This is a genomic window from Novosphingobium organovorum (assembly GCF_022832435.1).
Classification (GTDB): domain Bacteria; phylum Pseudomonadota; class Alphaproteobacteria; order Sphingomonadales; family Sphingomonadaceae; genus Novosphingobium; species Novosphingobium organovorum.
Window position 1 is genome coordinate 1 of the sequence record NZ_JALHLF010000017.1, and the last position, 22795, is coordinate 22795.

The 22795-nt window shown below is 61.3% G+C and carries 20 protein-coding genes; 9 read left to right on the plus strand and 11 right to left on the minus strand.

Annotated features, from left to right (window positions below; all coding sequences use genetic code 11):
- Positions 1 to 198 (plus strand): hypothetical protein (locus tag MTR62_RS06890; RefSeq protein WP_244018340.1); only part of this gene is annotated, 198 nt, incomplete at its 5' end.
- A 147-nt stretch (positions 199 to 345) separates the two neighbouring features.
- Here MTR62_RS06890 and MTR62_RS06895 read toward each other — a convergent pair.
- The 3 genes from MTR62_RS06895 to MTR62_RS06905 form a co-directional block, all read right to left on the minus strand.
- A complete protein-coding gene (locus MTR62_RS06895; protein WP_244018342.1) occupies positions 346 to 834 on the minus strand; it encodes a flavin reductase family protein in 489 nt (162 codons plus the stop codon).
- A gap of 294 nt (positions 835 to 1128) precedes the next feature.
- On the minus strand, positions 1129 to 1908 hold the full coding sequence (locus MTR62_RS06900; RefSeq protein ID WP_244018344.1) for an HpcH/HpaI aldolase family protein: 780 nt from the start codon (positions 1906 to 1908) through the stop codon (positions 1129 to 1131).
- 204 nt (positions 1909 to 2112) lie between these two features.
- Positions 2113 to 2802: a GntR family transcriptional regulator gene (locus tag MTR62_RS06905; protein ID WP_244018346.1), complete on the minus strand. Its 690-nt coding sequence runs from the start codon at positions 2800 to 2802 to the stop codon at positions 2113 to 2115.
- A gap of 301 nt (positions 2803 to 3103) precedes the next feature.
- On the opposite strand from MTR62_RS06905, the gene MTR62_RS06910 reads away from it, so the two are divergent.
- Both MTR62_RS06910 and MTR62_RS06915 read left to right on the plus strand, forming a co-directional pair.
- Positions 3104 to 4429 (plus strand): MFS transporter, encoded by a 1326-nt coding sequence (locus MTR62_RS06910; protein ID WP_244018348.1) that lies wholly within the window; start codon positions 3104 to 3106, stop codon positions 4427 to 4429.
- The gene (locus MTR62_RS06915; protein ID WP_244018350.1) at positions 4422 to 5849 is read left to right on the plus strand and encodes an FAD-binding oxidoreductase; all 1428 of its coding nucleotides are present in this window, start codon (positions 4422 to 4424) and stop codon (positions 5847 to 5849) included. Before MTR62_RS06910 ends, MTR62_RS06915 begins: the two co-directional genes overlap by 8 nt.
- An 883-nt stretch (positions 5850 to 6732) precedes the next feature.
- Here the strand turns inward: MTR62_RS06915 and MTR62_RS06920 are convergent.
- Genes MTR62_RS06920 through MTR62_RS06930 form a run of 3 tightly spaced genes read right to left on the minus strand, consistent with a single transcriptional unit; the run spans position 6733 to position 11162 of the window.
- Entirely contained in the window at positions 6733 to 8208 is a 1476-nt protein-coding gene (locus MTR62_RS06920) for an indolepyruvate oxidoreductase subunit beta family protein (protein ID WP_244018352.1), read from the minus strand.
- A gap of 23 nt (positions 8209 to 8231) precedes the next feature.
- Positions 8232 to 10373 (minus strand): indolepyruvate ferredoxin oxidoreductase subunit alpha, encoded by a 2142-nt coding sequence (locus MTR62_RS06925; RefSeq protein WP_244018354.1) that lies wholly within the window; start codon positions 10371 to 10373, stop codon positions 8232 to 8234.
- A 6-nt stretch (positions 10374 to 10379) separates the two neighbouring features.
- Complete coding sequence (locus MTR62_RS06930) at positions 10380 to 11162, minus strand: cyclase family protein (RefSeq protein WP_244018356.1); 783 nt, start codon at positions 11160 to 11162, stop codon at positions 10380 to 10382.
- 103 nt (positions 11163 to 11265) lie between these two features.
- On the opposite strand from MTR62_RS06930, the gene MTR62_RS06935 reads away from it, so the two are divergent.
- The 4 genes from MTR62_RS06935 to MTR62_RS06950 all read left to right on the plus strand — a co-directional run bounded on the left by MTR62_RS06935 (position 11266) and on the right by MTR62_RS06950 (position 15105).
- Entirely contained in the window at positions 11266 to 11730 is a 465-nt protein-coding gene (locus MTR62_RS06935) for a MarR family winged helix-turn-helix transcriptional regulator (protein WP_244018358.1), read from the plus strand.
- A gap of 100 nt (positions 11731 to 11830) precedes the next feature.
- The gene (locus MTR62_RS06940) at positions 11831 to 14140 is read left to right on the plus strand and encodes a bifunctional salicylyl-CoA 5-hydroxylase/oxidoreductase (RefSeq protein ID WP_244018360.1); all 2310 of its coding nucleotides are present in this window, start codon (positions 11831 to 11833) and stop codon (positions 14138 to 14140) included.
- Positions 14141 to 14264: 124 nt separating this feature from the next.
- Positions 14265 to 14684, plus strand: coding sequence for a MarR family winged helix-turn-helix transcriptional regulator (locus MTR62_RS06945; protein ID WP_244018362.1), 420 nt, complete (start codon positions 14265 to 14267; stop codon positions 14682 to 14684).
- A gap of 13 nt (positions 14685 to 14697) precedes the next feature.
- The gene (locus MTR62_RS06950; RefSeq protein ID WP_244018364.1) at positions 14698 to 15105 is read left to right on the plus strand and encodes an acyl-CoA thioesterase; all 408 of its coding nucleotides are present in this window, start codon (positions 14698 to 14700) and stop codon (positions 15103 to 15105) included.
- Positions 15106 to 15352: 247 nt separating this feature from the next.
- Here MTR62_RS06950 and MTR62_RS06955 read toward each other — a convergent pair whose 3' ends face one another.
- The gene (locus tag MTR62_RS06955; RefSeq protein ID WP_244018366.1) at positions 15353 to 16264 is read right to left on the minus strand and encodes a fumarylacetoacetate hydrolase family protein; all 912 of its coding nucleotides are present in this window, start codon (positions 16262 to 16264) and stop codon (positions 15353 to 15355) included.
- A 12-nt stretch (positions 16265 to 16276) separates the two neighbouring features.
- Positions 16277 to 17410: a cupin domain-containing protein gene (locus tag MTR62_RS06960; protein WP_244018368.1), complete on the minus strand. Its 1134-nt coding sequence runs from the start codon at positions 17408 to 17410 to the stop codon at positions 16277 to 16279.
- Between the two features lie 115 nt (positions 17411 to 17525).
- On the opposite strand from MTR62_RS06960, the gene MTR62_RS06965 reads away from it, so the two are divergent.
- Both MTR62_RS06965 and MTR62_RS06970 read left to right on the plus strand, forming a co-directional pair.
- On the plus strand, positions 17526 to 18464 hold the full coding sequence (locus MTR62_RS06965) for a carbon-nitrogen hydrolase family protein (protein WP_244018370.1): 939 nt from the start codon (positions 17526 to 17528) through the stop codon (positions 18462 to 18464).
- Positions 18465 to 18470: 6 nt separating this feature from the next.
- Positions 18471 to 19127: a flavin reductase family protein gene (locus MTR62_RS06970; RefSeq protein ID WP_244018372.1), complete on the plus strand. Its 657-nt coding sequence runs from the start codon at positions 18471 to 18473 to the stop codon at positions 19125 to 19127.
- Between the two features lie 143 nt (positions 19128 to 19270).
- Here the strand turns inward: MTR62_RS06970 and MTR62_RS06975 are convergent, their stop codons facing one another.
- The 3 genes from MTR62_RS06975 to MTR62_RS06985 form a co-directional block, all read right to left on the minus strand.
- The gene (locus MTR62_RS06975; protein ID WP_244018374.1) at positions 19271 to 20332 is read right to left on the minus strand and encodes a sugar phosphate isomerase/epimerase family protein; all 1062 of its coding nucleotides are present in this window, start codon (positions 20330 to 20332) and stop codon (positions 19271 to 19273) included.
- Positions 20329 to 21543 carry an MFS transporter gene (locus MTR62_RS06980; protein ID WP_244018377.1) on the minus strand — a complete coding sequence of 405 codons (1215 nt, stop codon included), beginning with the start codon at positions 21541 to 21543 and terminating at the stop codon, positions 20329 to 20331. The genes MTR62_RS06975 and MTR62_RS06980 overlap by 4 nt, the downstream gene beginning before the upstream one ends.
- Positions 21544 to 21617: 74 nt before the next feature.
- Positions 21618 to 22766, minus strand: coding sequence for a Gfo/Idh/MocA family protein (locus MTR62_RS06985; protein ID WP_244018379.1), 1149 nt, complete (start codon positions 22764 to 22766; stop codon positions 21618 to 21620).
- Positions 22767 to 22795 lie beyond the last annotated feature (29 nt).

Here is a 22795-nt window from a genome sequence, read left to right on the forward strand (position 1 = left end):
CAGCCGCGCCACACACTCGCGGCCACGCTCGCTTCGCGCCTGCCCGTGCCGGCAGGCATGCACCTCAACACGATCGAGAGCGATGCGGGAATGGCGCTCGTCTGGGCGACCCAGCCGCCGCACCAGGACGTGCCGGCCACGACCATCACGCCCGCCACCACGCTCTATCTGGTGGAACCACTCAAACCGACACAGTAGGCCGACCTGCCATCGCCCGACTCCCGAACACGCTGAGGACCGCGCCGCTTCCAGGCGCGGCAGAGCCCATCAGCACTGCGGCTGCGTTTGCCGAAACCTGCTCTCGATCCAGAACGTCGGCTAAACACAAGACCAGTCATGCTTAACTCAACCAGCGACAGGTCCGATCCTGTGATACTGCCGACCGAAATAGATCAGACCTTCCCCCTGTTCCCGCATATGCACCTCCTCGACGTGACCAATGAAGACCCCGTGGGACCCCACCTCCTGGATATGGTGGAGACTACAGGATAACGAGACGAGCGCATCGCTCAACAACGGCGTGCCGTTGTCGAACGCGCGCCATTCCCCCTTTGCAAAACGTTCCTGTGACCCTAGCCCTGGCGTTGCGAAGGTCCCCGACAAGTCTTCTTGATCGCCCCCCAGAACGTTGATGGCGAGAACTTTGTTTTCGATGATCGCCGTGTTCAGCCGGGAATTGCGATTGATGCAGACCAGTACCGAACCAGGGTCATCCGAGACGCTGCAGACCGCCGATGCCGTGCTTCCAAAGCGCCCTGCCGGGCCATCCGTGGTTACAATCGTCACAGCAGCACCGAGTTGGGCCATAGCCGCGCGAAAAAGAAGCTTATCCATGCCGTTCTGCTTTCCCGTTGATCTGCTTTTTAAAATGACTGGCCCACAGCATTTCTCTGCGGACCGCCTGCCAGCAGGCTCCCCTTCGCGCTCTATGGCGCGTGTTAAGAGGAATGCCTTACCGCAGTTAAATTACAGAGCCCCGATCATTTAGGAAATTCATTATCATGAACTAGGCCATCAAGCATACTAATGCGAAGAGCCTTGAAGCCAGTGATATTGTGCTGCGTTCGGCGGGAGAGGCCATCAAGCAATATGGGCAAGCTCCCCCCTTTCCTCCTGCATCTGCCTTGGTCAGGCTCCCAAGCCATGGCTACGCGCCACCTGCCCCGCCTCGGCGAACCCACGCATGACGATGTCAATGTCATTGGCCCCTACGACAAAGGCGTAGCCTTGTTCCAATCGCCTTGCCGCGGCCTGGGCGTTTCCGGTAAAGATCCCACACGGCTTTCCGATGGACCGGCATGCATCCAGGATTGCCGTGCAAGCATCCTCGTGCGCCGTGCCCTCGCCTGGGCCGCAGTCGAGCGACAGAGCCAGATCGCCCGTACCGATGAACACGAAATCCACGCCTTCAACCGCCGCGATCTGGGCCGCGTTTTCGATACCGGCACCCGTTTCGATCATGACCCCGATCAGCGGGGCCATGCTGCGCTTAAGATAGCGGTCAAAGCCTTCACTTAGGGGGCGTACGCCGCCGCCCGACCGATTTCCGACAGGTGGAAACGTCGCGGCAGCGACACCCGCGCGCGCTTGTTCTGCGGATTCGACGAGCGGCACCAAGACACCAGCGGCCCCCGTGTCGAGCGCCTCGCCGATAGCCTGTGGCGTATTGGCAGCGACGCGCACAATAGAGCGCTCCGTCCCGATGGCGCCGACTGCCAAATGAGCCCCCATGCGATCCCACAGGCCATGTTGCAGATCGAGCACCCCGGCATCGAACAGTGCACTATGCCCTCCCTCGACGAGGGGGATCGAACCCATAGTAAACCAGGAGACGACAAGCCCTCCGGCGGTCAGTTTCGCGCGTATGTCCGTTCCGGTTTCGGGCACCGCCAGGTCGACCTCACTCATGGTAACAAATCCTTTTAATGACGGGGAGAGACTGGGAAGCTAGCGGTTCGATTCGGACATTTGACACCCTATCGGATAGGGCGCGCTCAAATGTCCGAATCGCTTCGAACCACTAGCATTTATTTGATTCTAGTGGATTTTACGATTTTGGCATTTGCAGACCCATCCCAGCCGCCAGGGGATGCAAATGGCAAAATCAATCCACTAGCTTCGCAAGGAAAGGTCTGCGCCTTGCGGCAGGCGAGCCGTTTCGAGCACCGCGAAATAGCGCAGCCGTGCGGTGTCCAGAAAGCGCCCCATGGTATCGAAGACCGCCAGGGAATCGCGCCGCCGGAAAGCATCGAGTTGCTCCCCCAGAAGCTTGAGCACCACCTGCTGCGTGCTCGTATCGTGCAAGGTCGTGCGGCGTACGATCTGCACATGATCAGCAAAGCGCGTAATCGTGGTCGCCATTTTGCGGTTGGGCACCGCTCGAAGCCAGACCTTGCGAAAGTCGCTGTTGGCGCGCATCAATTCGCGTCCGCTGCCACTCTCGACCGCCTCGCACGTCAGGCGATAGCCCGCTTCCAGATCAGCAATATCGGTCATCGTCAGGTGATAGGCCGCACTGGCTGCCGCACGCGGTTCGAGCAGACTGCGCAGTTCGAAGATATCCGCGACATCCTGATCGCTGAAATGCGGGAGGACGAACCCCCGCGTCGATCCGACCAGATAGCCCTCATGGACAAGCCGCAACAAGGCCTCGCGCACAGGCATGCGTGAAACGCCCTGCTCCGCCGCAATTGCCGTATCGACCAAGCGATCGTCGGCCGAAATTTCCCCCTGCTGCAACCGGCGCAGAATTTCGAGGTAGACCGCAGACCCTTCCGGGCCCTCGTCGCGTCGATCACCCATGCCTTACGATCCTTCTCTGGAGGGAGGTGAACAAACAGAATACTGATTTGCGATAAATCGTCCATACAGAATACAAATTTTCGCCATAAATCGGCGGAAAACTTTCAAAACGTCTCATCATTGCGCAATTTTCCTTGACCACGGTCAAATTTCGTATTCAGTTTAGCCCTGAAGCAAACTGCGAGATTCGGCACATCATTACCCGCCTGCGGTCGTCCACAACCAGAACAGAGCCGGGTTTTCGCAGCCACATCAAACAGATCAGGGCCGTCTGCGGCACCAGCACAAGGGAATTGCCACTGTGACCAGCGCCACCCAGACGAACGAAGGCATCGCGCTCTTCTCGCAGAGCGCCAATCCCGTGTCGGATCAAGCGCTCTTCAACAAGGTCGCACGCAGGCTCATTCCGTTTCTTTTCATCAGCTACCTGATCGCGCAAGTGGACAAGATGAACGTCGGCTTTGCGAAGCTGACGATGCTCAACGACCTGGGTTTCAGCGATATCGTCTATGGCCTTGGGGCGGGCATGTTCTTCATCGGCTACGTCCTTTTCGAAGTGCCGAGCAATATCGCCTTGCGCCGGTTCGGCGCACCACGCTGGCTTGGCCGCATCATGATCTCCTGGGGGTTGCTCTCGGTAGCGATGCTGTTCGTACACTCCCCGACCAGCTTCTACAGCTTGCGTTTTCTGATCGGCATTGCCGAAGCTGGCTTCTTCCCTGGAGTCATCTACTACCTGACCTTGTGGTTCCCGGCTGAGCGGCGCACACGCATGACGGCCATGTTCATGAGCGCGATCGCACTGGCGGGCGTCGTCGTCGGCCCGGTCTCAGGCCTCATTCTGGAAACGCTGAACGGCTTTGCCGGCCTTCGCGGCTGGCAATGGCTGTTCATCATTGAGGGCACTCCTGCGATCGTCCTGGGCGTCATCGCCATCGCCCATCTGGACAACGGGCCGGATGAGGCCCGCTGGCTGACCACCCGGGAACGCGAACGCATCAAGACACTCGTCGCCAGCGAGGCCAGCACGCGTGGACACGCCCCTCTGAAATCGGTGCTCTTGAACGGCCGTGTCCTGCTGCTCAGCCTGGTTTACGGCTGCTACGGAACATCCTTCTTCGGGTTCGTGTTCTGGTTGCCGACGATCATCGAGAATGCCGGTGTCCAGCGCCCACTGCTAATCGGCATTCTGAGCACCATCCCGTGGATCGCCGGTGCGGTCACGATGCTGGGCCTGGCTACGTTCGTGAAGCGGCGCGAACAGACCACGCCGCTGCTCATTGCGCTCGCCCTGCTCGCCGCGTTGGGCTGGGCGGCAAGCCCGTCGGCGCTTTCCAGCCTCCCCATGGCCATGCTGTTCTGCTCGCTGGCCATGGCCGGAACGATGGGATCGCTGCCCCTTTTCTGGAACCTGCCCACCGCCATGTTCTCCGGGATGGCCGCAGCGGCGGCGATCGCCCTGATCTCTGCCCTTGGCAACATTCCTGGCTTCCTCTCCCCCTACATGGTGGGCTGGGTGAAGACCGCCACCGGCTCGTTTGCCCTGCCGATGTACATATTCGCTTCCGGCATGCTGCTGGTTGCCATCATCCTTTTCATTCTCCAAAGGCCCACATCCGATGACTGACAGCCCTCTTGCTGCGACACCGCCCGCCCGCACGAACCCGCACACCATTGAACGCCTCGTCGCGCAGCTCGGTCCAGACGTCATCCTGACCGGTTCAGCCATCGCAGACCGCCGGTTCGCCGACTGGAGCCAGGTGCCCAGTGGCACGGTGCCTGCCCTTGCTCGCCCACGCACGACGCAGGAACTGTCCCAGATCATGGCGATCTGCCACGAAGCTGGCCAACCCGTCGCCATTCAAGGTGGTTTGACCGGCCTGGCCGGTGCCGCCAGCGCCCAGGATGGCGAAATTGCCATCACCCTGGAGCGCATGCGCGAAATCGAGGAAATCGACGCCGTTTCGGCGACCATGACCGTTCAGGCCGGCTGCGTTCTGCAATCCATCCAGGAAGCGGCCGCAGAGGCAGGCTACTACTTTCCCCTTGACCTTGGCGCACGCGGCAGTGCTGCGATCGGAGGGGTCCTGGCCACCAATGCCGGTGGCAATCGCGTCATCAAGTACGGCATGGCGCGCGATCAGGTGCTGGGCATCGAGGCTGTTCTCGCAGACGGTCGGATCATCACTGGCCTGCACAAGATGATCAAGAACAATTCGGGTTATGACCTCAAGAACCTGCTGATCGGGAGCGAAGGTACGCTGGGCATCATCACCCGCGTGGTCCTGCGCATGATCCCCCGTCCCAAGGCCATTTCGACGGCCTGGTGCGGACTTGGCGACTTCACGGCCGTCACGACGCTTCTGCGCCGGGCTCAGGCGGAACTGCCCGGCGGCGTTTCCGCCTTCGAAGTGATGTGGCCCAGTTATCATGATTTCGTCATCGGCCATTTCGATCAATTGCGCCGCCCCCTGCAAGAGGACCATGCCTTCTACGTTCTGTTGGAAAGCGAAGGCAGCAATGCGGACATCCAAAGCGAGCAGTTCGAAGCCTTTCTGGGCCAGATGTTCGAGGACGGCATTCTCGAGGATGCCGCCATTGCCCAGTCCGAACGCGATGCGCTCGATTTCTGGGACGTGCGCGATGCACCGGCGGAATTCCCGATCCTGATGCCGCGCCTGATCGCCTTCGATATCAGCTTTGCGGTTCGCGACCTCGCCACGGCAGCCGATACGATCACCAAGGGCATTGATAAGCGCTTTCCCGGCGCCCTCGCGCTTGTCTACGGGCACCTAGGTGACGGCAACATTCACCTGATCGCCAACATCCCCGACGGCGACGATGCCGCGATCAAGGCCGTTGAGGACTTCGTCTATTCGGTGGTGAGCGACCTCAACGGTTCGGTTTCGGCCGAACACGGGATCGGCCTGAAGAAGCGCAATGTCCTGGGGAAATCGCGCTCAGTCAACGAGATCGCCACGATGAAGGCCATCAAGAACGCTCTGGACCCACGCAATATTCTAAGTCCTGGGCGTATCTTCGCCTGAGGCGAACACGCGCTCAAACCCTCTTGCCGCAGGAGGCAATTCGTCCGCGATCGGTCCAGAGGACACAAGTCCCTGGATCCGGTCGCGGATTTTCTTTGCACAACCGCCACGCCCCGACGATGTTGATGTAGGAGCGAGCCCTGCGCCAGAGCATGTACGCGCTAGTGGTTCGATTCTGACATTTGGTACCCTATCGGATAGGGCGTGCTCAAATGTCAGAATCTCTTCGAACCACTAGCATTCATTTGATTCTAGTGGATTTTACGATTTTGACATTTGCAGACCCATCCCAGCCGCCAGGGGATGCAAATGTCAAAATCAATCCACTAGCCCCCCTGCCTCTTTCCGGATGTCTGGGAACAAGCCTGGTTGGCACGCGCCACCGATGATCTGGAATGGCCGTACAGCTCTGGGCCGCCTTGCAGGCACAGAAAAACGGGCCGAACGACGGAGGGAGGATGCTTCCCGTCGTTCGACCCGCCTTCCATCCATCGCATTATGGTCGGACGAGCGAACACGCTTTCAAACCCGAAGCCGCGCCGAGTTCGCGCAACAATAACCCGGCTGAACCACAGGAACTAGGCGAGTGCCCCCGACCAGGTGCGATGAGAAAAACGTCGTAGAGGGTGCGGCCCCTAGTGGTTCGATTCTGACATTTGATACCCTATCGGATAGGGCGCGCTCAAATGTCAGAATCGCTTCGAACCACTAGCATTCATTTGATTATATTAGATTTTCCAGTCATGTGGAATCACCTGACGGTTCAGAAAATGCGTTAAAACAAAAGGCTGGAGCGCTCGATCTGACGCAATCCGATCGAAAACCGCTCTCGTGCATCGAAAGGCCGCTCGTCGAAAGAACAAGCCGGGCGACCCGGGATGCATCAGCCGGCTGCGGCAATGGCCTTGTCCAGTGCGTTGCATGTTTCGTCTGACAACGCCAGATCGCGCAGATTGCGGACTTCAGCCGCTGTCTGGCGACGGGACGTGTGCAGCGCGATAATCGCGGAATAATTGCGCAGACCCCGTTCGAACGTGTCACCGTAACCCTTGATGAGGCGCTGGCAGCGGACCAGCTCAAGAGCCAAGGCACGATCCCCGTTGCCAACAGCCTCGTGCACGAGAGACAGCCAGCCCTCGATCCGCTCCTGCTCTTCGAGGTAGCGCAACGAACGCGGGCGCAACGCCTGCATCCGAGCCACCATGCGCAGCATGAGAAACCAGCGCAGGCTGGTGGTTTCAACGTGGCGACCGGTGTTGAAGAAGCGCGCAAAGAACGCCTTGGCGACCCCGCTTCGAAGCAGCTTGCGGGCAAGCCCTGCAGGCAGCATCTCGCAGATTTCCTGCATCCTCGGGTGCATGAATTCGGTCACCGAAAGGACCTGATCGTCTTGCGCCTTGACCTCGTCGCGGACGCGTTCGACGCGCGCCGCACGGGTCTTGAGATCGGCAACACGAACCGTATCCTCATAGCTCATCCACAAGGCCACGTGGCGCGCGGCCTCCGCAGTCAGATCGAAAGGCTGCGCATCCATGCGCGCCAGCGAGACGAGACGATCGATATAGAGAGCAGCATAGTCTCCACTCTGGTAATCCATCAGCCGCGCGACGCCATGCAGGGCATTTTCCTGCGCGGCCGCTGGCAGCTCCGCCCGGACCCGCGCCTCCAGTTCCCGTCCCTTTTCCGTGGTCGCGACCGGCACCGCGTGCGCAATCTCGACCGGCTTGGCGACCGGCTTTTGTGCGGCATCGAACCCTTCGGCGAAACCGCGAAAGTTGCTCGTGACGGCAATACCGCTCTTTTCTATAACCGAGCGGAACGTTTCGGTCGGGAACGGCAGCGCACCGCTCCCCGCCAGCGCGCCGAACATGATCGAACTGATGACACTGCCCGACCGATCTGTGGCCGCTTCCATGTCAAAGCCGATGAACCTGCGCGAACGCTCATGCGCGGCGGCGATGATCTTGTCGCCGTTGCCGCGGCCGTCGCCCATCGCCATCTTTTCGCCAATGGCGTAAATGCGATGGGTCGAGCCGATAAGCGTCGTGCGCTCAGCGGTCGAGAAGCCGCGCAGCAACGCGCGCCCGGTTTCCATGAGTTCGGATGCCAGTACGATGTCCACATCGCCCGGCATCGGCATTTGCGCCATCACCGGAAGGCGACCCGAGGCATCGGGTCGGGCCAGTTCGACATAGTACACGGTCGACCCGGTACGCTGGGCAACGCCCGCGATCGACGTTCCTTGCGCCAGCCAGCCTTCCTGGCGACCGACTTCCTGAATCCAGTCGGCGAGGACACCACCACCCTGCCCGCCAAGTGCGAGGATGGCGATCGTGATGCGATTTCTGTTTTCGGACATGACCACTGTTCTCCGCAGAAGGCTCAGAATGCACGCGCCAGACGGCGCTGTTCGCCGGCGGCTTGAAAGCGAGCGATGACCGCTTTGCTGAGCTTGGCCTTGAAGCGCTCAAGACGCGTCGGGTTGGCGACGATCGTGGCCCGAAAGAAGCTGGGGCACAGCACGGCGGCATGACTGACTTCGCCGCACACGCCGCAGCCCACGCACGAATTTTCGACATGCGCGACAGGGTCCTGGCGCAATGGGTCGGGGTTGGACTTGATCGTCAGCGAAGGGCACCCAGACAACCGAACGCAGCTGTGATCACCCGTGCAGGTATCGGCGTCAACACCGAACCGTTCGCGCACCACACGCTTGCCCGCCTTGAGCATCGCGGCTTTCTGCTTCTTCTCTCGGCGCTGCCGGTTGAGCATGCATTCGGACTGCGCGACGATCACCTTGGGCCCCTTTTCCCTGGTCGTCATGGCTTCGCGGATGGTGTCGCGCATGAGCGGGATGTTGTAGGTTCGCGAAATTTCGCGCACCCACTTGCCGCCAACGCCCTGAACCGCCTTCGAGATCGGATTTCGCGTCACCCGCCGCTTGTTGTCAGCGCGCGAGGAGAGGATGTCCTGTCCGCCGGTGGCCGCCGAATAGCCGTTGTCGATGATGACAGTCAGCGTGTCATCCTTGTTGAAGACGGCGTTGCCAATCCCCGAAGTCAGACCGTTGTGCCAGAAGCCGCCGTCGCCCATGACGGCGATGGCGCGCTTGCCCTCCTCGGCCTTGGGTTTGAACGCCGAGGCACCAGCCGCGCCAAGGCCATAACCCATCGTCGTATTGCCAAGATTGAACGGGGGCAGGATCGAAAACAGATGACAGCCGATGTCGGCCGAAACGTGCGTGGGGCCCAGTTCGCGTTCCACCAGTTTCATGGCGGTGAAGACCGGACGTTCGGGACAGCCGGTGCACAGACCCGCCGGGCGCGCCGGGATTTCACCAGCGACATCCTTTTCCAGCGGGACGATCGGCACGACCTCGCGTCCCAGGTGCGGGGCAAACTGCCCCAGGAACTTGGCAAGGCCTTCGCGAAGCACTTGCGCGGTGTAATCGCCCGTACGCGGCAGGATGTCCTTGCCCACGATGCGCGTGGCGAGACCCGCGCGCTGGATCAAGGTGTTAAGCTCGTGCTCGATGAACTCGGGCTGGCCCTCTTCCACAATCAGGACAGCCTTCTTGTCCTTGCAGAATTCGGACACTTCCTCGGGCACCAGCGGGTAGGTGACGTTGAGGCAATAGACCGGCAGATCGCACGCCCCATAAGCATCGGCCAGGCCCGCCGCTTCCAGTGCGCGGTTGAGGTTGTTGTACATGCCGCCCTGAACGATCACGCCAATGCCGCTCTCGACCTGCTTGGGGCCGAACCATTCGTTCAGCTTGTGGTCGCGGACATAGGCGACACCGGCGGGCCAGCGCTTCTCGATCTTCTCGATTTCATGCTTGAAGTTGGCGGGGGGCAGGACGATTCGGTCTGTCTCGCGCTGCGGAGCGGCGGCCGCTTCCCCCACGGTCAGCGCCGGACGCACGTTGTCCTTCGCGACGAACGAGCCCGACATATGGCAGGAACGGATGCGCAATTGAAGCATGACCGGCGTGTTCGAAGCCTCGGACAGGCGGAACGACTGTTCGACGGCCTCGACGATCGAGGGCAGGTTGGGGCGTGGATCGACCAGCCACATTTGCGACTTCATGGCGAACGCGTGGGTACGCTCCTGCATGATCGAGGAACCCTCGCCATAGTCCTCACCCACGATGATGAGAGCACCACCGGTCACGCCGCCCGAAGCCACGTTGGACAACGCGTCCGAGGCCACGTTGGTACCCACCACGGATTTCCACGCCACCGCACCGCGCAAAGGATAGTTGACCGATGCGGCCAGCATCGCCGCAGCGGTCGCCTCCGAGGCGCTGGCTTCGAAATGGACGCCCAACTCCTCAAGCATTTCGCTGGCATCCGCAAAGACGTCCATCAGATGGCTGATCGGCGAGCCTTGATAGCCGCCGACGTAGGCGACGCCCGACTGGAGCAGGGCCTTGGTGACGGCCAGAATGCCCTCGCCGGTGAAGACCTCGCCCTCCCCGGCCGTCAGCTTCTTGACCTCGTGTGCGAAAGAACGTTCAGCCATTGGGAATCACCCGGCCACGAGCGCAAGGGCACGCAGCGGACTGCCCGAACCGTCACGGATCTTGAGCGGCGGCGCGATGACGATGGCCCCGGTCGCGGGCAACTGATCCAGGTTCTGCAAACACTGAAGGCCGTATTTGCCCGCGCCGTGAAGCAGGTGGTGCGCCGGGTACATCGGTTCGAGCAGATGCGCCTGGCCGGCATCGGTACCAATGGTCTCGACCCCGAAGCCCAGCACATCGCGCTCTTCGATCAGATAGCGGATCGCGCAGGCATCCGGCCCCGGCGTATGGGCGCCGTCCTCCTGGCGGTTGGTGTACGCCTCTGCATCACGCTTCGACCAGTCGGTGCGGAACAGCACCCAGGACCCGGCCGGGATCGCACCATGCTCCGCTTCCCACGCCACAACGTGCTCCGCCTTGAGCAGAAAATCGGGATTTTCGGCCGCTTGGGCGGAAAAATCGAGAACCACGGCCGGCGCGACGAGGTTTTGCGCAGGCACCTTGTCGACCGTGTTGTCGGGCAGGTCCTTACCGCTCACCCAATGGATCGGCGCATCGAAGTGCGTCCCCGAGTGCTCGCCCACCGTGAAATTGTACCAGTGCCAGGCCACACCGCGTTCGTCATAGCGCGATATTTCCTCGCGGGAGAACGCGGCGGTCTGACCGAAGGGTTCGGGCAGGACCAGCAACGGCGTGTCTTCCGAGAGTTCCTGGGTGATGTCGACCACCCGGACGGAACCGGAAACGAGCTGCCGGGCAAGGCTTGCGAGAGTGTCTGCGCTGGTCATGGTGTCTCCTTTTGGATGGACATTTGCTCCAGAGCCTATTCAAAAAAGTTGCATATGCAACTAAAATCTTGATTGCGTGGAATTTGCGCCTAATAGCGGTTGCATGACCGAGGATTTGCGCCCGCTTGGGAACCCCAGCTCCGAAAATTTTCGCCTCGATGCTTACCCGTTCTACCTGCTCAACCGGGCGGCGAGCCGGTACAATGTTGTGATCGAGTCGGAATTGCGGCGGATAGGAATCGACATCCCCGCCTGGCGCGTCCTCATGATCCTTGGAGAAGCGCAGCCCCTCTCCATTGGACAGGTCGCGAAATCAGCGGTCATCAACATGTCGACGATGATGCGAATCATCGAGCGCATGACCAAGGCCGGACTGATCGAAACCAACCCCAGCGAAGCGGATGGCCGGGTCAAGGAAGTGCTGCTGACCGATCATGGCAAGGCGAAGCTGGCCGACGCCCGGATCGTAACCGCCCCGCTCTACGACAAGATCATCAAGGGCTTCAGCGCCGCGGAATTTTCAACGATGCTCCAGATTCTCGAGCGTCTACACGACAACCTCGAATAGGGTACAGCGCGCCGCGACCAATGAATTTGGCAGCGGGCAGGATAACAGTTGTAAATGCAATTATTATGCTTTAGGCCTAAAGCAATACGAGGAGCTGTTTATGCGTATTGCCTGCCTTGGCGGCGGACCCGCCGGAATCTATTTCGCAATCTCGATGAAGCTGCGTAATCCCGAACATGACGTCCACGTGTTTGAACGCAACCGCTCCGGCGACACGTTCGGGTGGGGGGTCGTGTTCTCGGATCAGACCCTCGTCAATCTCGAGGCCAACGACCCTGTCAGCACCAAGACGATCGTCGATCGCTTCGTTCACTGGGATGACATCGAGGTCGTCCGCGGCGAGGCCTCGATCGTCTCGACCGGTCATGGCTTCATCGGCATTGGCCGCAAGGAATTGCTGCAGATCCTTCAGGCGCGCGCAGCCGAACTTGGCGTCGTGATGCATTTCGAAAGCGAATTCGACGCCGACCTCACCCGCTTTGCCGATTTCGACATGATCGTGGCTGCCGACGGTATCAACAGCCAGATCCGCACCGCGAACCTCGACAAGTTCGACGTCGACATCCAGGTCAAGCGCAACAAGTTCAGTTGGCTGGGCACCACCAAGATGTTCGACGCCTTCGCCTTCATCTTCGAGAAGACCGAGGCTGGCTGGATCTGGGCGCACGCCTATCGCTTCGACGAAACACACTCCACGTTCATCGTCGAATGTTCACCCGAGACCTGGGAAGGCCTGGGCTTCGATACGATGGAACAGAGCGATTCCATCGCGCTGTGCGAAAAGATCTTCGCGCGTCACCTCGATGGCCACCACCTCATCTCCAACGCCACACACCTGCGCGGATCGGCCGCCTGGATCAACTTCCGGCGCATTTTGTGCCGTCAGTGGTCTTTCGACAATGTCGTGCTGCTCGGCGATGCGGCCCACACCGCGCACTTCTCGATCGGTTCGGGGACCAAGCTCGCGCTTGAGGATGCCATCAAGCTGGCCGAAGTGCTCGATCGCTCGGGCGCGGCGGACCGTGAGGCGCTCGCTGCAGCCCTCGCGGAATACCAGGCCGAACGCCATACCGAGGTTCTCAAGATCCAGAACAGCGCCCGCAACTCGACCGAATGGTTCGAAACCCTCGACCGCTATCTGGACTTCGATCTCCCTCAGTTCGCCTACTCCCTGATGACTCGCAGCCAGCGCGTCAGCCACGAAAACCTGCGCCTGCGCGACCGCGGCTGGCTGGAAAGCCTCGAACGATGGTTCTGGGAAGGCAACAAGAACCGCGACAAGCCGGTCCAGCCAATGTTTACGCCCTATCAGCTGCGCGAGATGAAACTGGCCAACCGCGTCGTGATACCGGCCATGCTCACCTATCAAGCCGAGGACGATGGGTACGCGACTGAGTTCCACTCCGTCCACTATGGTGCACGCGCCCTGGGCGGGGCGGGACTGGTGATCACCGAGATGCTCGCCGTGAGCGCCGATGGCCGCAGCACGATCGGCTGCCCCGGCTTGTGGCACCTGGGTCAGGCGGACCGCTGGGCGGCGTTCAACGAATTTGCGCACGCCCATTCGCAAGCCCGGACCTGCGCTCAGATCGGCCATGCCGGCGCGCGTGGCGGCTGCCAAACGCCCGACGAGCGCACGCCCTATGACACACCTCTGGCCGAGCCCTGGCCGCTGGTTTCCGCAAGCGCCAAACCGTGGCGCGCCGGTGGCCTCGTTCCAGCCGAACTCGATGCGGCCGGCATGGACCTGATCGTCGAGCAATTCGTCGAAACGACCCGGCTTGCCGACAAGGCTGGCTTCGACATGATCGAAATTCAAGCTGGTCACGGCAATCTTCTGTCGAGCTTCATCACTCGCGCCATGAACGCTCGAACGGACGCATTCGGCGGAAGCCTTGAAAACCGGATGCGTTTCCCGCTGCGCGTCATCGACGCCGTGCGCTCTGCGTTGGCGCCGCAAAAGCCGCTTGCCGTGCGCATCTCCGCGACGGACTGGCTGGGTGACGATGGCATGACCCCTGACGAGGCCGTCCAGATCGCGGCCCTGCTGCGCGAACACGGTGTCGACATCGTCGATGTGTCTGCCGGAGAGACCGCCCCCGACCGGGCCCGTCCGGTTTACGGCCGGATGTTCCAGACACCGTTCGCAGACCAGTTGCGCAACGAAGCCAAGATTCCGACGATTGCGGTTGGCAACGTCACCGACCCCGACCAGGTCAATTCGATCCTTACCGCGGGACGCGCGGATCTGGTGGCACTGGGAAGGCCGCATCTGTTTGACCCGATCTGGACGCAGCGCGCGGCCGTACACGCAGGGCTCGACACAGGAGACGTTCCGTTCGCCTATCGCCTGGGGCAACAGCAGGCGCTGCGGGCCAACCGACCGGCATCCGAACTCGGTCACGCTTGACATGCGAGACTCCGCCGAATTTATTTCGGGCATATACTTTCTCGAGGAACGAGCTAAGGACGGGCCCGAAAGGTGGAGTTTCGCCGAAATGACAAAAAAATCATCGCGCTCACGCCCAGGAGCATTGGACCTGCGTGTTTGGGTCCGGCTTCTGGGCTGCGCCAAGGTCATCGAGAAACGGTTGCGTCGCAACTTCGAGGACCAATTTCAGACAACGCTGCCACGCTTCGACGTGATGGCAAGCCTTGCCCGTGAGCCAGAAGGAATGCGCATGGGTGCCTTATCCCGCGCTCTGCTTGTCTCCAACGGCAACGTCACCTCGATCGTACGGCAGTTGCAGGACCAGGGGCTCGTTGTGTCAAAGCCCGATCCGGAAGATGCACGCTCGGCAATCGTCTCGATGACGGAAGCTGGCAACGCTCGCTTTCAGGAACTGGCAACGGCCCATCACGGCTGGGTACGCGAAGCTCTCAAGGGCTTCCCCCCCGAACAGCAACGCCAGCTTCTCGATCTGCTCATCCAGCTCAAATCGACTCTCAGCTAGGGAAAACCCTAAGATGCCTTTCACGACGACCACCACGGTCCGCTTCGCGGATGTCGATCCTGCGGGGATCGTCTTCTATCCGCGCTATTTCGAGATGCTCAATGGCGCCGTGGAAGATTGGTTTGCGAAGGATCTCGGGCTCAATTTTGCGACGATGCACCTCAAGAACCGCATCGGTGTCCCGACGGTCAAATTGGAAACCGAGTTCCTGTCACCGAGCGAATTGGGCGATACGCTCGAAATTCACATACTGCCCCGTTCGCTGGGGCGTACCAGCTGCGCGTTCGACGCCTTGTTCACCGGGGCCGGACGCGACCGCCTGAAGGCATCGGTCGTGCTGGTGTGCATGGACCTTGATACCCAGCGGCCAGTCCAATGGCCTGCAGCCGTGCGCGAAGCCATCGCGGAGACACTCGTCTAGTGGATTGATTTTGACATTTGAGCGCGCCCTATCCGATAGGGTATCAAATGTCAGAATCGAACCACTAGCAGTGATCGCCGCCAGCCGGCTCACTTGCACCGTGTTTCCGATTTCGGCCCGCCCGTCTTGCGACGGGTGGGCCGGTTTCGTTGGCGCAACCGGTCGGAGCCCGTACCGCCCGTCACGGCAAAAAAGGGGGGAAGCCGGTGCGGCTCCCCCCCCCTCAGATCATCCGGAACGCGTGCGTTCAGGCCTTGACGATCGGGTGCGTCAACGTGCCGATGCCTTCCACCGTCGCAACGATGGTATCGCCGGGCCAGAGCCATTCCTGCGGATCCATGCCCGCGCCCACGCCGGCCGGAGTGCCGGTCGCGATGATGTCGCCAGGCTGCAGCGTAATGCCCTGGCTGATGTCGGACACCAGTTCGTCCACCTTGAAGAGCATGAAGGCGGTGTTGCTCGACTGCTTGGTCACGCCATTGACCGTCAGGCTCAGGTCGAGCGTCTGAGGATCGGGGATCTCATCAGCCGTGACAATGCACGGCCCCATCGGCGCGTACGTGTCCTGCCCCTTGGAGTAGATCCACTGGCCCGACCGACGGCAATCACGCGCGCTCATGTCGATACAGACGGTGTAGCCGAAGACGTAGGAAAGGGCTCCCTCACGCGCCACGCCTTTGGCCGTGCGCCCGATGACGGCCGCGAGTTCGACCTCCCAGTCGAGTTGCTGGGTGATGTTCGCGTCGTGGCGTACGGGTTCACCCGGCGCGATGACCGTCGTCGGCGGCTTGGAAAAGATCACCGGCTGGCGCGGCAGTTCGGGCGAGGTGTCGAGCGACTTGGCACTTTCTGCAACGTGCTCGGTGTAGTTGAGACCGATACCGAAGATGTTCTTACGCGGAGTAGGGATCGGCGCCAGCAGCTTGACGTTGGTGGCCGGGATCGTCGTCCCGAGCGGGAACAGGCCCTCGCACTCGGCGATCAGCTTGGTGGCAATGGTCACCGCCTGCGGACCAAGGTCGATGAACTCCAGCATAGTGGCGGGGAAGGGAACGCCCTTCACCGCGCCGAAACGGGCCAGGTCAAGGACCAGATCGTCCACGAGAGCGCCCAGGCGGGCCTCGGCTTCAACGGTCGCACGATAAGTAACAAGACGCATATTTGCTTTCCTTTATGACCAGGTGAGAACGGGTTGGTGCCCGTTGTTTTCCGCCAAAGCTTCCTCTCGGTAGAGGCCAAGCGCGCGCATGACGGGAAGATCGTTGAACGTGAAGAGACAGGCATCCTCGTTGTCGGATGCGTTGGCGTGCTCGTGGTACATCCAGGACGGAACAACGAAGATGTCGCGTTCCTGCCAGTCGAAACGCTGCCCGTTGATGATCGAGTAGCCCTTGCCCTTGGCGCACTGGTAGACGAACGAGCCCGTCTGACGGTGCGCCTTGGTTTTCTCGCCCGGTCGCAGCAGCTGCATCGAGGCACCTATGGTCTGCATAACGGGTCCGCCCGTATGGGGGTTCACGTATTCCATCAGCACGCCATCGTATGGCGAACCGTCGGTCACACGGGCAAACTTGCTAAGCGCCTCGTAGGTCGGCGCCCACTCGTACTTGAGCAGCGGCGAATAGGCCTTGGTCCAGACATGCCCCGCCGGACGCAGGCCGGTTCCGGCCCAGGTCGCAGTTGAATCGTCTATCGGAAAGGAAACGGCCTGCGCCAGATCGGGGTGCACTTCGTAGAAGTTGGCGTCGAGCGCATTCATCAGAGGAATATCGAGACCATCCTGCCAGATACAGGGGGTCCCGTCCTCGGCGACGCCATGTTCGTGCCAGGCGCCATTGGGCGTAAGCACGAAGTCATTCGCACCCAACGTCATCTTGTGCCCATCGACGTTGGTGAACGCGCCCTGCCCCTCCATGATGAAGCGCAGCGCCGAAGCCGAATGGCGGTGGCTGGAGGCCACTTCGCCCGGCCCCATCACCTGCAGGCCCGAATAGAGCCAACCACAGGCCGCCACGACATCGGCGCGGCCTGGATTTTCGAGAAAGACCACGCGCCGCCCCGCCTTTTCCGGCGTAACCAACTCGAGAGCCTTCATGACATCGTTGCGCAGATCCTTGTAACGCCAGATCCAGGGCACCGACGTCGAGACCGGCTCCCACGGTTCGATCTTGTTTGCGACGGTCCACAGCGCGCCCGTTCCAAGCTCCTTGAGGCGCTTGTAATACGCAATGAGTTCGGGAGTGTCGGCCACGTTCGCGCGGCCCAGGATATCCTCGCGGTACTGATCAAACGACGTGTCTGTCATGTATGCCTCCTGATGAGTTATTACAGGCCTAAAACAATTTGAAAAAAGTGTCAAATGCAACTATTAAGGTCGGCGTTGTCGCGGATTTTCCACGATTCTGACCGGAAGGAGTTTCATGTCCCAATCCTTCAAAGCCGCTGTAATCCAGGCGGCTTCCATTCCCGCCGATTCTCTGGCGGCGGCCCGTAAAGCCGCCGATCTGGTGCGCGAAGCCGCCGCTGCCGGCGCCAGCCTGCTCGTCTTCCCCGAAGCGTTCCTGGGCGGCTATCCCAAGGGCGCTTCGTTCGGAACGCCGGTCGGAATGCGAAAGCCGCAAGGTCGCGACGATTTTCGCGCCTACCATGCGGCTGCGATCGACTTGGACGGTCCGGAAGTCGATATCCTGGCGGAAGCCACCGCGCAGACCGGCGTCTTCCTCGTCATCGGCGTCATCGAACGGGACGGAGGCACGGTCTATTGCACGGCGCTGTTCTTCGATGGCGAGAAGGGCCTCATCGCCAAACACCGCAAACTCATGCCGACAGGTGCGGAACGGCTCATCTGGGGCTTCGGAGATGGGTCGACCCTGCCCGTCATCGACACGCCCCTCGGCAAGATCGGCGCCGTCATCTGCTGGGAAAACTACATGCCCATGCTGCGCATGGCGATGTACGATCAGGGCATTGCGCTTTACTGTGCGCCGACGGCGGACGATCGCGACGGCTGGGCTTCCACCATGCAGCATATCGCGCTCGAAGGGCGCTGCTTCGTCCTGTCCTCATGCCAACACATCACTCGTGGTGCCTACCCGGCCGATTACGATTGCGCACTGGGCGATGATCCCGAAACGGTCCTCATGCGCGGCGGGTCGATGATCGTCGACCCGCTGGGTCAGGTCCTGGCCGGCCCCGACTATTCCGGCGAAACCATCCTGTACGCCGATATCGACCGCCAGCAGGTCGTGCGCGGCAAGTACGATTTCGACGTCGTGGGCCACTATGCCCGTCCCGACGTCTTCAATCTGTCCGTCAACGTGGCACCGCAACGCGCGGTAAACCGTCAGGGCGAGGAGTAAGCATACATGGAATTCGATTTTAGCCAGCTGAGCCCGCCCGACCGCTACAAGCTCATGGGATCGAGCGTCTGTCCGCGGCCGATCGCCTGGGTCACCACCCTGAACGAGGACGGCTCGGTGAATACGGCGCCCTACAGCTTCTTCAACGTCATGAGCGCGGAACCCCCGCTGCTGGCCCTGGGGATGATGCGCAAGCCAGACATGGACTTCAAGGACACGCCTGCCAACATCCGGCGCACCGGTGAATTCGTCGTGAACCTCGTGAATGAGGAAAACGCTGAGGCGATGAACTTTACCTGCATCGACAGCCCTCCCGGTTTCGATGAGCTTGCCGCTGCCGGACTGGAAACCGCGCCTTCAAGTGCCGTGGCCCCCCCCCGCATTGCCTCCGCTCCGGTCTCGATGGAGTGCCGGACGTTCGAAACGGTCGAGACCACTCATTCGACGATTGTGCTTGGTCAAATACTGCGCTTCCACATTGGCGATCGCTTCGTGAACCCGGACAACCTCCATGTCGACGCCCTGCCGATGGGACTGGTCGCGCGTATGCACGGCGCTGGCTGGTACACGCGCGCTACCGATCTTTTTCAAATGACCCGTCCCGTCTTCGCGCAATGGCAAGCGGATCAGGAGCAAGCCGAACAGGCATCGGCGCAAGACTAAACTCGGGCGAACCCGCCAAACGCGCTGTCCCGGTAGACAGTGGCTGATACAAAAAAGGGACCAGACTGACACGACAGCCTGGTCCCTTTTTTATCTCCATTCCAAATGGTCACCTCGTGCGCGATGGGATCAAACAATCAAAGTCAATCGCCGCCAATCCCCATCAGCCGGGCGTTGAGCGCCCGGTCTGAACCGCTATCGGCAAAGTCGTCGAAGGCCTTGTCCGTGACACGGATGATATGCTCGGCGATGAACGGCGCGCCCTGCGCAGCTCCCTGCTCGGGATGTTTCAAGGCGCACTCCCATTCCAGCACTGCCCAGCCGTCAAAATCGTACTGTGCCAACTTTGCGAATATCTGCCTGAAATCGACTTGCCCATCCCCAAGGCTGCGGAAACGCCCCGGACGGTCGATCCAGTTCTGATAGCCACCGTATACGCCCACCTTGCCCGATGGCCGAAACTCGGCGTCTTTCACGTGAAAGCATTTGATGCGCTCGTGATAGATATCGAGAAAGGCCAGGTAGTCGAGCTGCTGCAGGACGTAATGGCTGGGATCGTAGAGTATGTTCGCGCGCGGGTGGTGCCCGACGCGGTCCAGGAACATCTCGAAGGTGATCCCATCGTGGAGGTCTTCGCCTGGATGAATTTCGTATCCGATATCGACGCCATTCTCGTCGAACACGTCGAGGATCGGCTTCCAGCGGCGCGCGAGTTCATCGAACGCATCCTCGACAAGGCCAGCCGGGCGCTGGGGCCACGGGTAGAAATACGGCCAGGCCAGCGCCCCGGAAAAGCTGGCGTGTGTCCGCAGCCCAAGGCGCCGCGAAGCCCGCGCGGCAAGCTTCATCTGGGCAACGGCCCATTCCTGGCGGGCCTTGGGATTGCCACGCACGTGCGGTGCGGCAAAGCCGTCGAACTGTGCGTCATAAGCCGGGTGGACGGCAACCAGCTGTCCCTGCAGATGGGTCGAAAGCTCGGTAATCGCGACCCCCTTATCGGCGAGCATCCCGGTGATTTCGTCGCAATAGGTCTGGCTTTCCGCTGCCGTTTCCAGATCGAACAGGCGCGTGTCGTTGCTGGGAATTTGGATGCCCTTGTAGCCGAGTGAGGCAGCCCATTGCGCGATACTTTCCAGGCTGTCGAACGGGGCCTCGTCACCCGCAAACTGGGCGAGGAAGAGGGCCGGTCCCTTGATGGTCTTCATGACCTTTTCTCCGATGCGTGTGTCGCCGTTCGGTTCTGGAACAAAAGGGCGAACAGGAGTGCGACGATGGCCGCGAGGAGCGCAGGAACTGTCCAGAAGCGGGTCCAGTCGTGCATCCCGTGCGCGGCGGCGGCGTTCGCGTTGAACACAGCGTTGGCGAGCAGGCTACCGACAATCGACCCCACTCCCCAGGTTACGAGGGCCAGGAACGATTGCGCGCGCGCGCGCGATTCGACCGGGAAACGCTGATCGACCCAGATCTGACCTGCGACCAGGAAGAAATCGTAACACACACCGTGCAGCGCCAAGCCAGCCAGCAGCATCGGGTAGTCGGGCCCTTGCGCATCGAAACCATAGGCGAACAGGATATAGCGGGCCGTCCAGGCCAGCATTCCGACCAGGAGAACCGCCTTCATACCGAACCAGCGCAGGAACACCGGCAGCAACAGCAGAAAGCCAACCTCCGACACCTGTCCAATGGTCTGCACACCCGCAGCCCCCTGAACGCCTACGGCGACCAGAAAGGCGTTGGCATAGGCATAATAGAAGCTCAGCGGCACCATCAGCAACAAGGAGCACGCTACCAGCGTCCAGAACGATCGGTCTCCCGAACGAATGGCGTCAATCCCGAGAAGTGCCCATAGCGTCTTGGGGGCATCCCCAGCTCCCGGTGGCGTCGCAGGCAGGGTAAAGCAGTACAGGCCATAGACGACCGAAGCCCCGGCAGCCAGGCGGATCGGCCAGGTGGATTGTTCCGCGTGGAGCCAGCCAACCAGCAACCCGGCAACGATCCACCCCAACGTGCCCAGCACACGAATGGCAGGAAACTCCCGCTCGGTGTTCTCCATCGCGCCAAAGGCGATCGTGTTCACCAACGCCAACGTGGGCATGTAGGCCATCAGCGTTCCCAGCGTGAACAGGAACACAATAGCCGGGTTGGCTCCCGCGAGCGAAAGGCCGGTGAGCGCTGCCGCGCCCAGCAATTGCAGGATCCCGGTCAGGATGTGCGCCGAAAGATAGCGATCGGCGATTGCCCCCACGAACAGGGGCGAGAGGATCGCAGCAAGGCCTTGCGCCGAGAACATGGTTCCTATCCACGTATCCAGGCCGATTTTCGCAAGGTAGCTGCCAAAAGGCACCCACCAGGCACCCCATACGAAGAATTGCAGGAACATCATCAGCGACAGGCGCAGCCGCATCGAAAAAGTCATGATCGTTGTCCTCTCCCGCGCTGCGGGCGATCCCTCGCAGCGCATCCATCGCCTTACCAAAGGCGGGACCGCAGCTATCCGTTGTGCACCGCGACCCAATGCCAGCGACCATCCGCCGAACTGCTCGCGATAGCCGCATCGACAAAGGCCATGCAGCGAAGCCCAGCCTCGATGGGCGCGAAGGCTGGCATCGCAACGGTCCGTCCGGCCACGGTATCGGAAAAATCGCGGTAGATGTTCGCGAAGGCTTCGATGAAGCCCTCAGGATGCCCCCCCGGCGTACGACAACCGGTGCGCACGGCCTCTTCAAGCCATGCCTGATCCGACCCCGCGCGCCAGACCTGCTCCGGCTTTCCGCGCGAAAGGAGACGCAGCGCGTTGGGCTCTTGCTGCGCCCAGTGCAACGAGGCCTTTTCGCCCCAGATCGCAATCGACAGACCGTTGGCCTCACCGGCACAGACCTGGCTGGCAATCAACGTGCCCTTCCCTCCTCCGGAAAGGGCAAAAAGGGCCGCACCGTCATCATCAAGACGGCGCCCTTCCAGAGTCGCGCGCAAATCGGCGCTCAAACGCACGATCGTTTCGCCTGTCAACGTTTCAACGAGATTGAAAGCGTGCGAGCCGATGTCACCGAACGCGCCGGCTGGACCGGCCTGGGCGGGATCGAGGCGCCACGCGGCCTGCTTTCCGCCCTCGTCCTCGGACGCGCCAAGCCAGCCCTGAATGTAGCTTACCGCGACCCGGCGAACCGCGCCCAATTCCCCTTTCGCCACCATGGCCCGCGCTTGCAGGGCCATCGGATAGGCGATGTAAGGATGGGTCACGCCGACAAGCCGGCCTGTGCGTTGGGCCGCCTGCGCAATCGCGCGCGCCGCAGACAGACCGTCCGCGAGCGGCTTTTCCAGCAAGACATCGAAGCCCGCTTCCATCGCGGCGATGGCCGCCGGTGCGTGCACGGCGTTAGGGGCGACGATCGCGACGAACTGGGCACGCTGCCCCTCGGGTCGCGCCGCCTCGTCGGACAAAAGGGTTTCCCACCCGGCATGACAGCGGTGCGGATCAAGGCCCAATTGCACACCGGTCGCTTGCGAATTGTGCGCGTCGCGACTGAACGCACCGGCCACGAGTTCGCAGTTGCCAGAAAGAGCCGCAGCCATCCGGTGAATGGGACCGATGAACGCACCGCCTCCCCCTCCGACCATCGCAAAGCGAACCGACGTCATACCATCCTTCCCGAAAACCGATTTCACAA

Coding starts and splice junctions, on each gene's coding strand:
- MTR62_RS06980 (WP_244018377.1), bottom strand. CDS start 21,543: ATGACTTTTTCGATGCGGCTGCGCCTGTCGCTGATGATGTTCCTGCAA.
- MTR62_RS06955 (WP_244018366.1), bottom strand. CDS start 16,264: ATGCGTCTTGTTACTTATCGTGCGACCGTTGAAGCCGAGGCCCGCCTG.
- MTR62_RS06905 (WP_244018346.1), bottom strand. CDS start 2,802: ATGGGTGATCGACGCGACGAGGGCCCGGAAGGGTCTGCGGTCTACCTC.
- MTR62_RS06930 (WP_244018356.1), bottom strand. CDS start 11,162: ATGACCAGCGCAGACACTCTCGCAAGCCTTGCCCGGCAGCTCGTTTCC.
- MTR62_RS06940 (WP_244018360.1), top strand. CDS start 11,831: ATGCGTATTGCCTGCCTTGGCGGCGGACCCGCCGGAATCTATTTCGCA.
- MTR62_RS06975 (WP_244018374.1), bottom strand. CDS start 20,332: ATGAAGACCATCAAGGGACCGGCCCTCTTCCTCGCCCAGTTTGCGGGT.
- MTR62_RS06960 (WP_244018368.1), bottom strand. CDS start 17,410: ATGACAGACACGTCGTTTGATCAGTACCGCGAGGATATCCTGGGCCGC.
- MTR62_RS06950 (WP_244018364.1), top strand. CDS start 14,698: ATGCCTTTCACGACGACCACCACGGTCCGCTTCGCGGATGTCGATCCT.
- MTR62_RS06970 (WP_244018372.1), top strand. CDS start 18,471: ATGGAATTCGATTTTAGCCAGCTGAGCCCGCCCGACCGCTACAAGCTC.
- MTR62_RS06985 (WP_244018379.1), bottom strand. CDS start 22,766: ATGACGTCGGTTCGCTTTGCGATGGTCGGAGGGGGAGGCGGTGCGTTC.
- MTR62_RS06900 (WP_244018344.1), bottom strand. CDS start 1,908: ATGAGTGAGGTCGACCTGGCGGTGCCCGAAACCGGAACGGACATACGC.
- MTR62_RS06925 (WP_244018354.1), bottom strand. CDS start 10,373: ATGGCTGAACGTTCTTTCGCACACGAGGTCAAGAAGCTGACGGCCGGG.
- MTR62_RS06965 (WP_244018370.1), top strand. CDS start 17,526: ATGTCCCAATCCTTCAAAGCCGCTGTAATCCAGGCGGCTTCCATTCCC.
- MTR62_RS06915 (WP_244018350.1), top strand. CDS start 4,422: ATGACTGACAGCCCTCTTGCTGCGACACCGCCCGCCCGCACGAACCCG.
- MTR62_RS06895 (WP_244018342.1), bottom strand. CDS start 834: ATGGATAAGCTTCTTTTTCGCGCGGCTATGGCCCAACTCGGTGCTGCT.
- MTR62_RS06935 (WP_244018358.1), top strand. CDS start 11,266: ATGACCGAGGATTTGCGCCCGCTTGGGAACCCCAGCTCCGAAAATTTT.
- MTR62_RS06920 (WP_244018352.1), bottom strand. CDS start 8,208: ATGTCCGAAAACAGAAATCGCATCACGATCGCCATCCTCGCACTTGGC.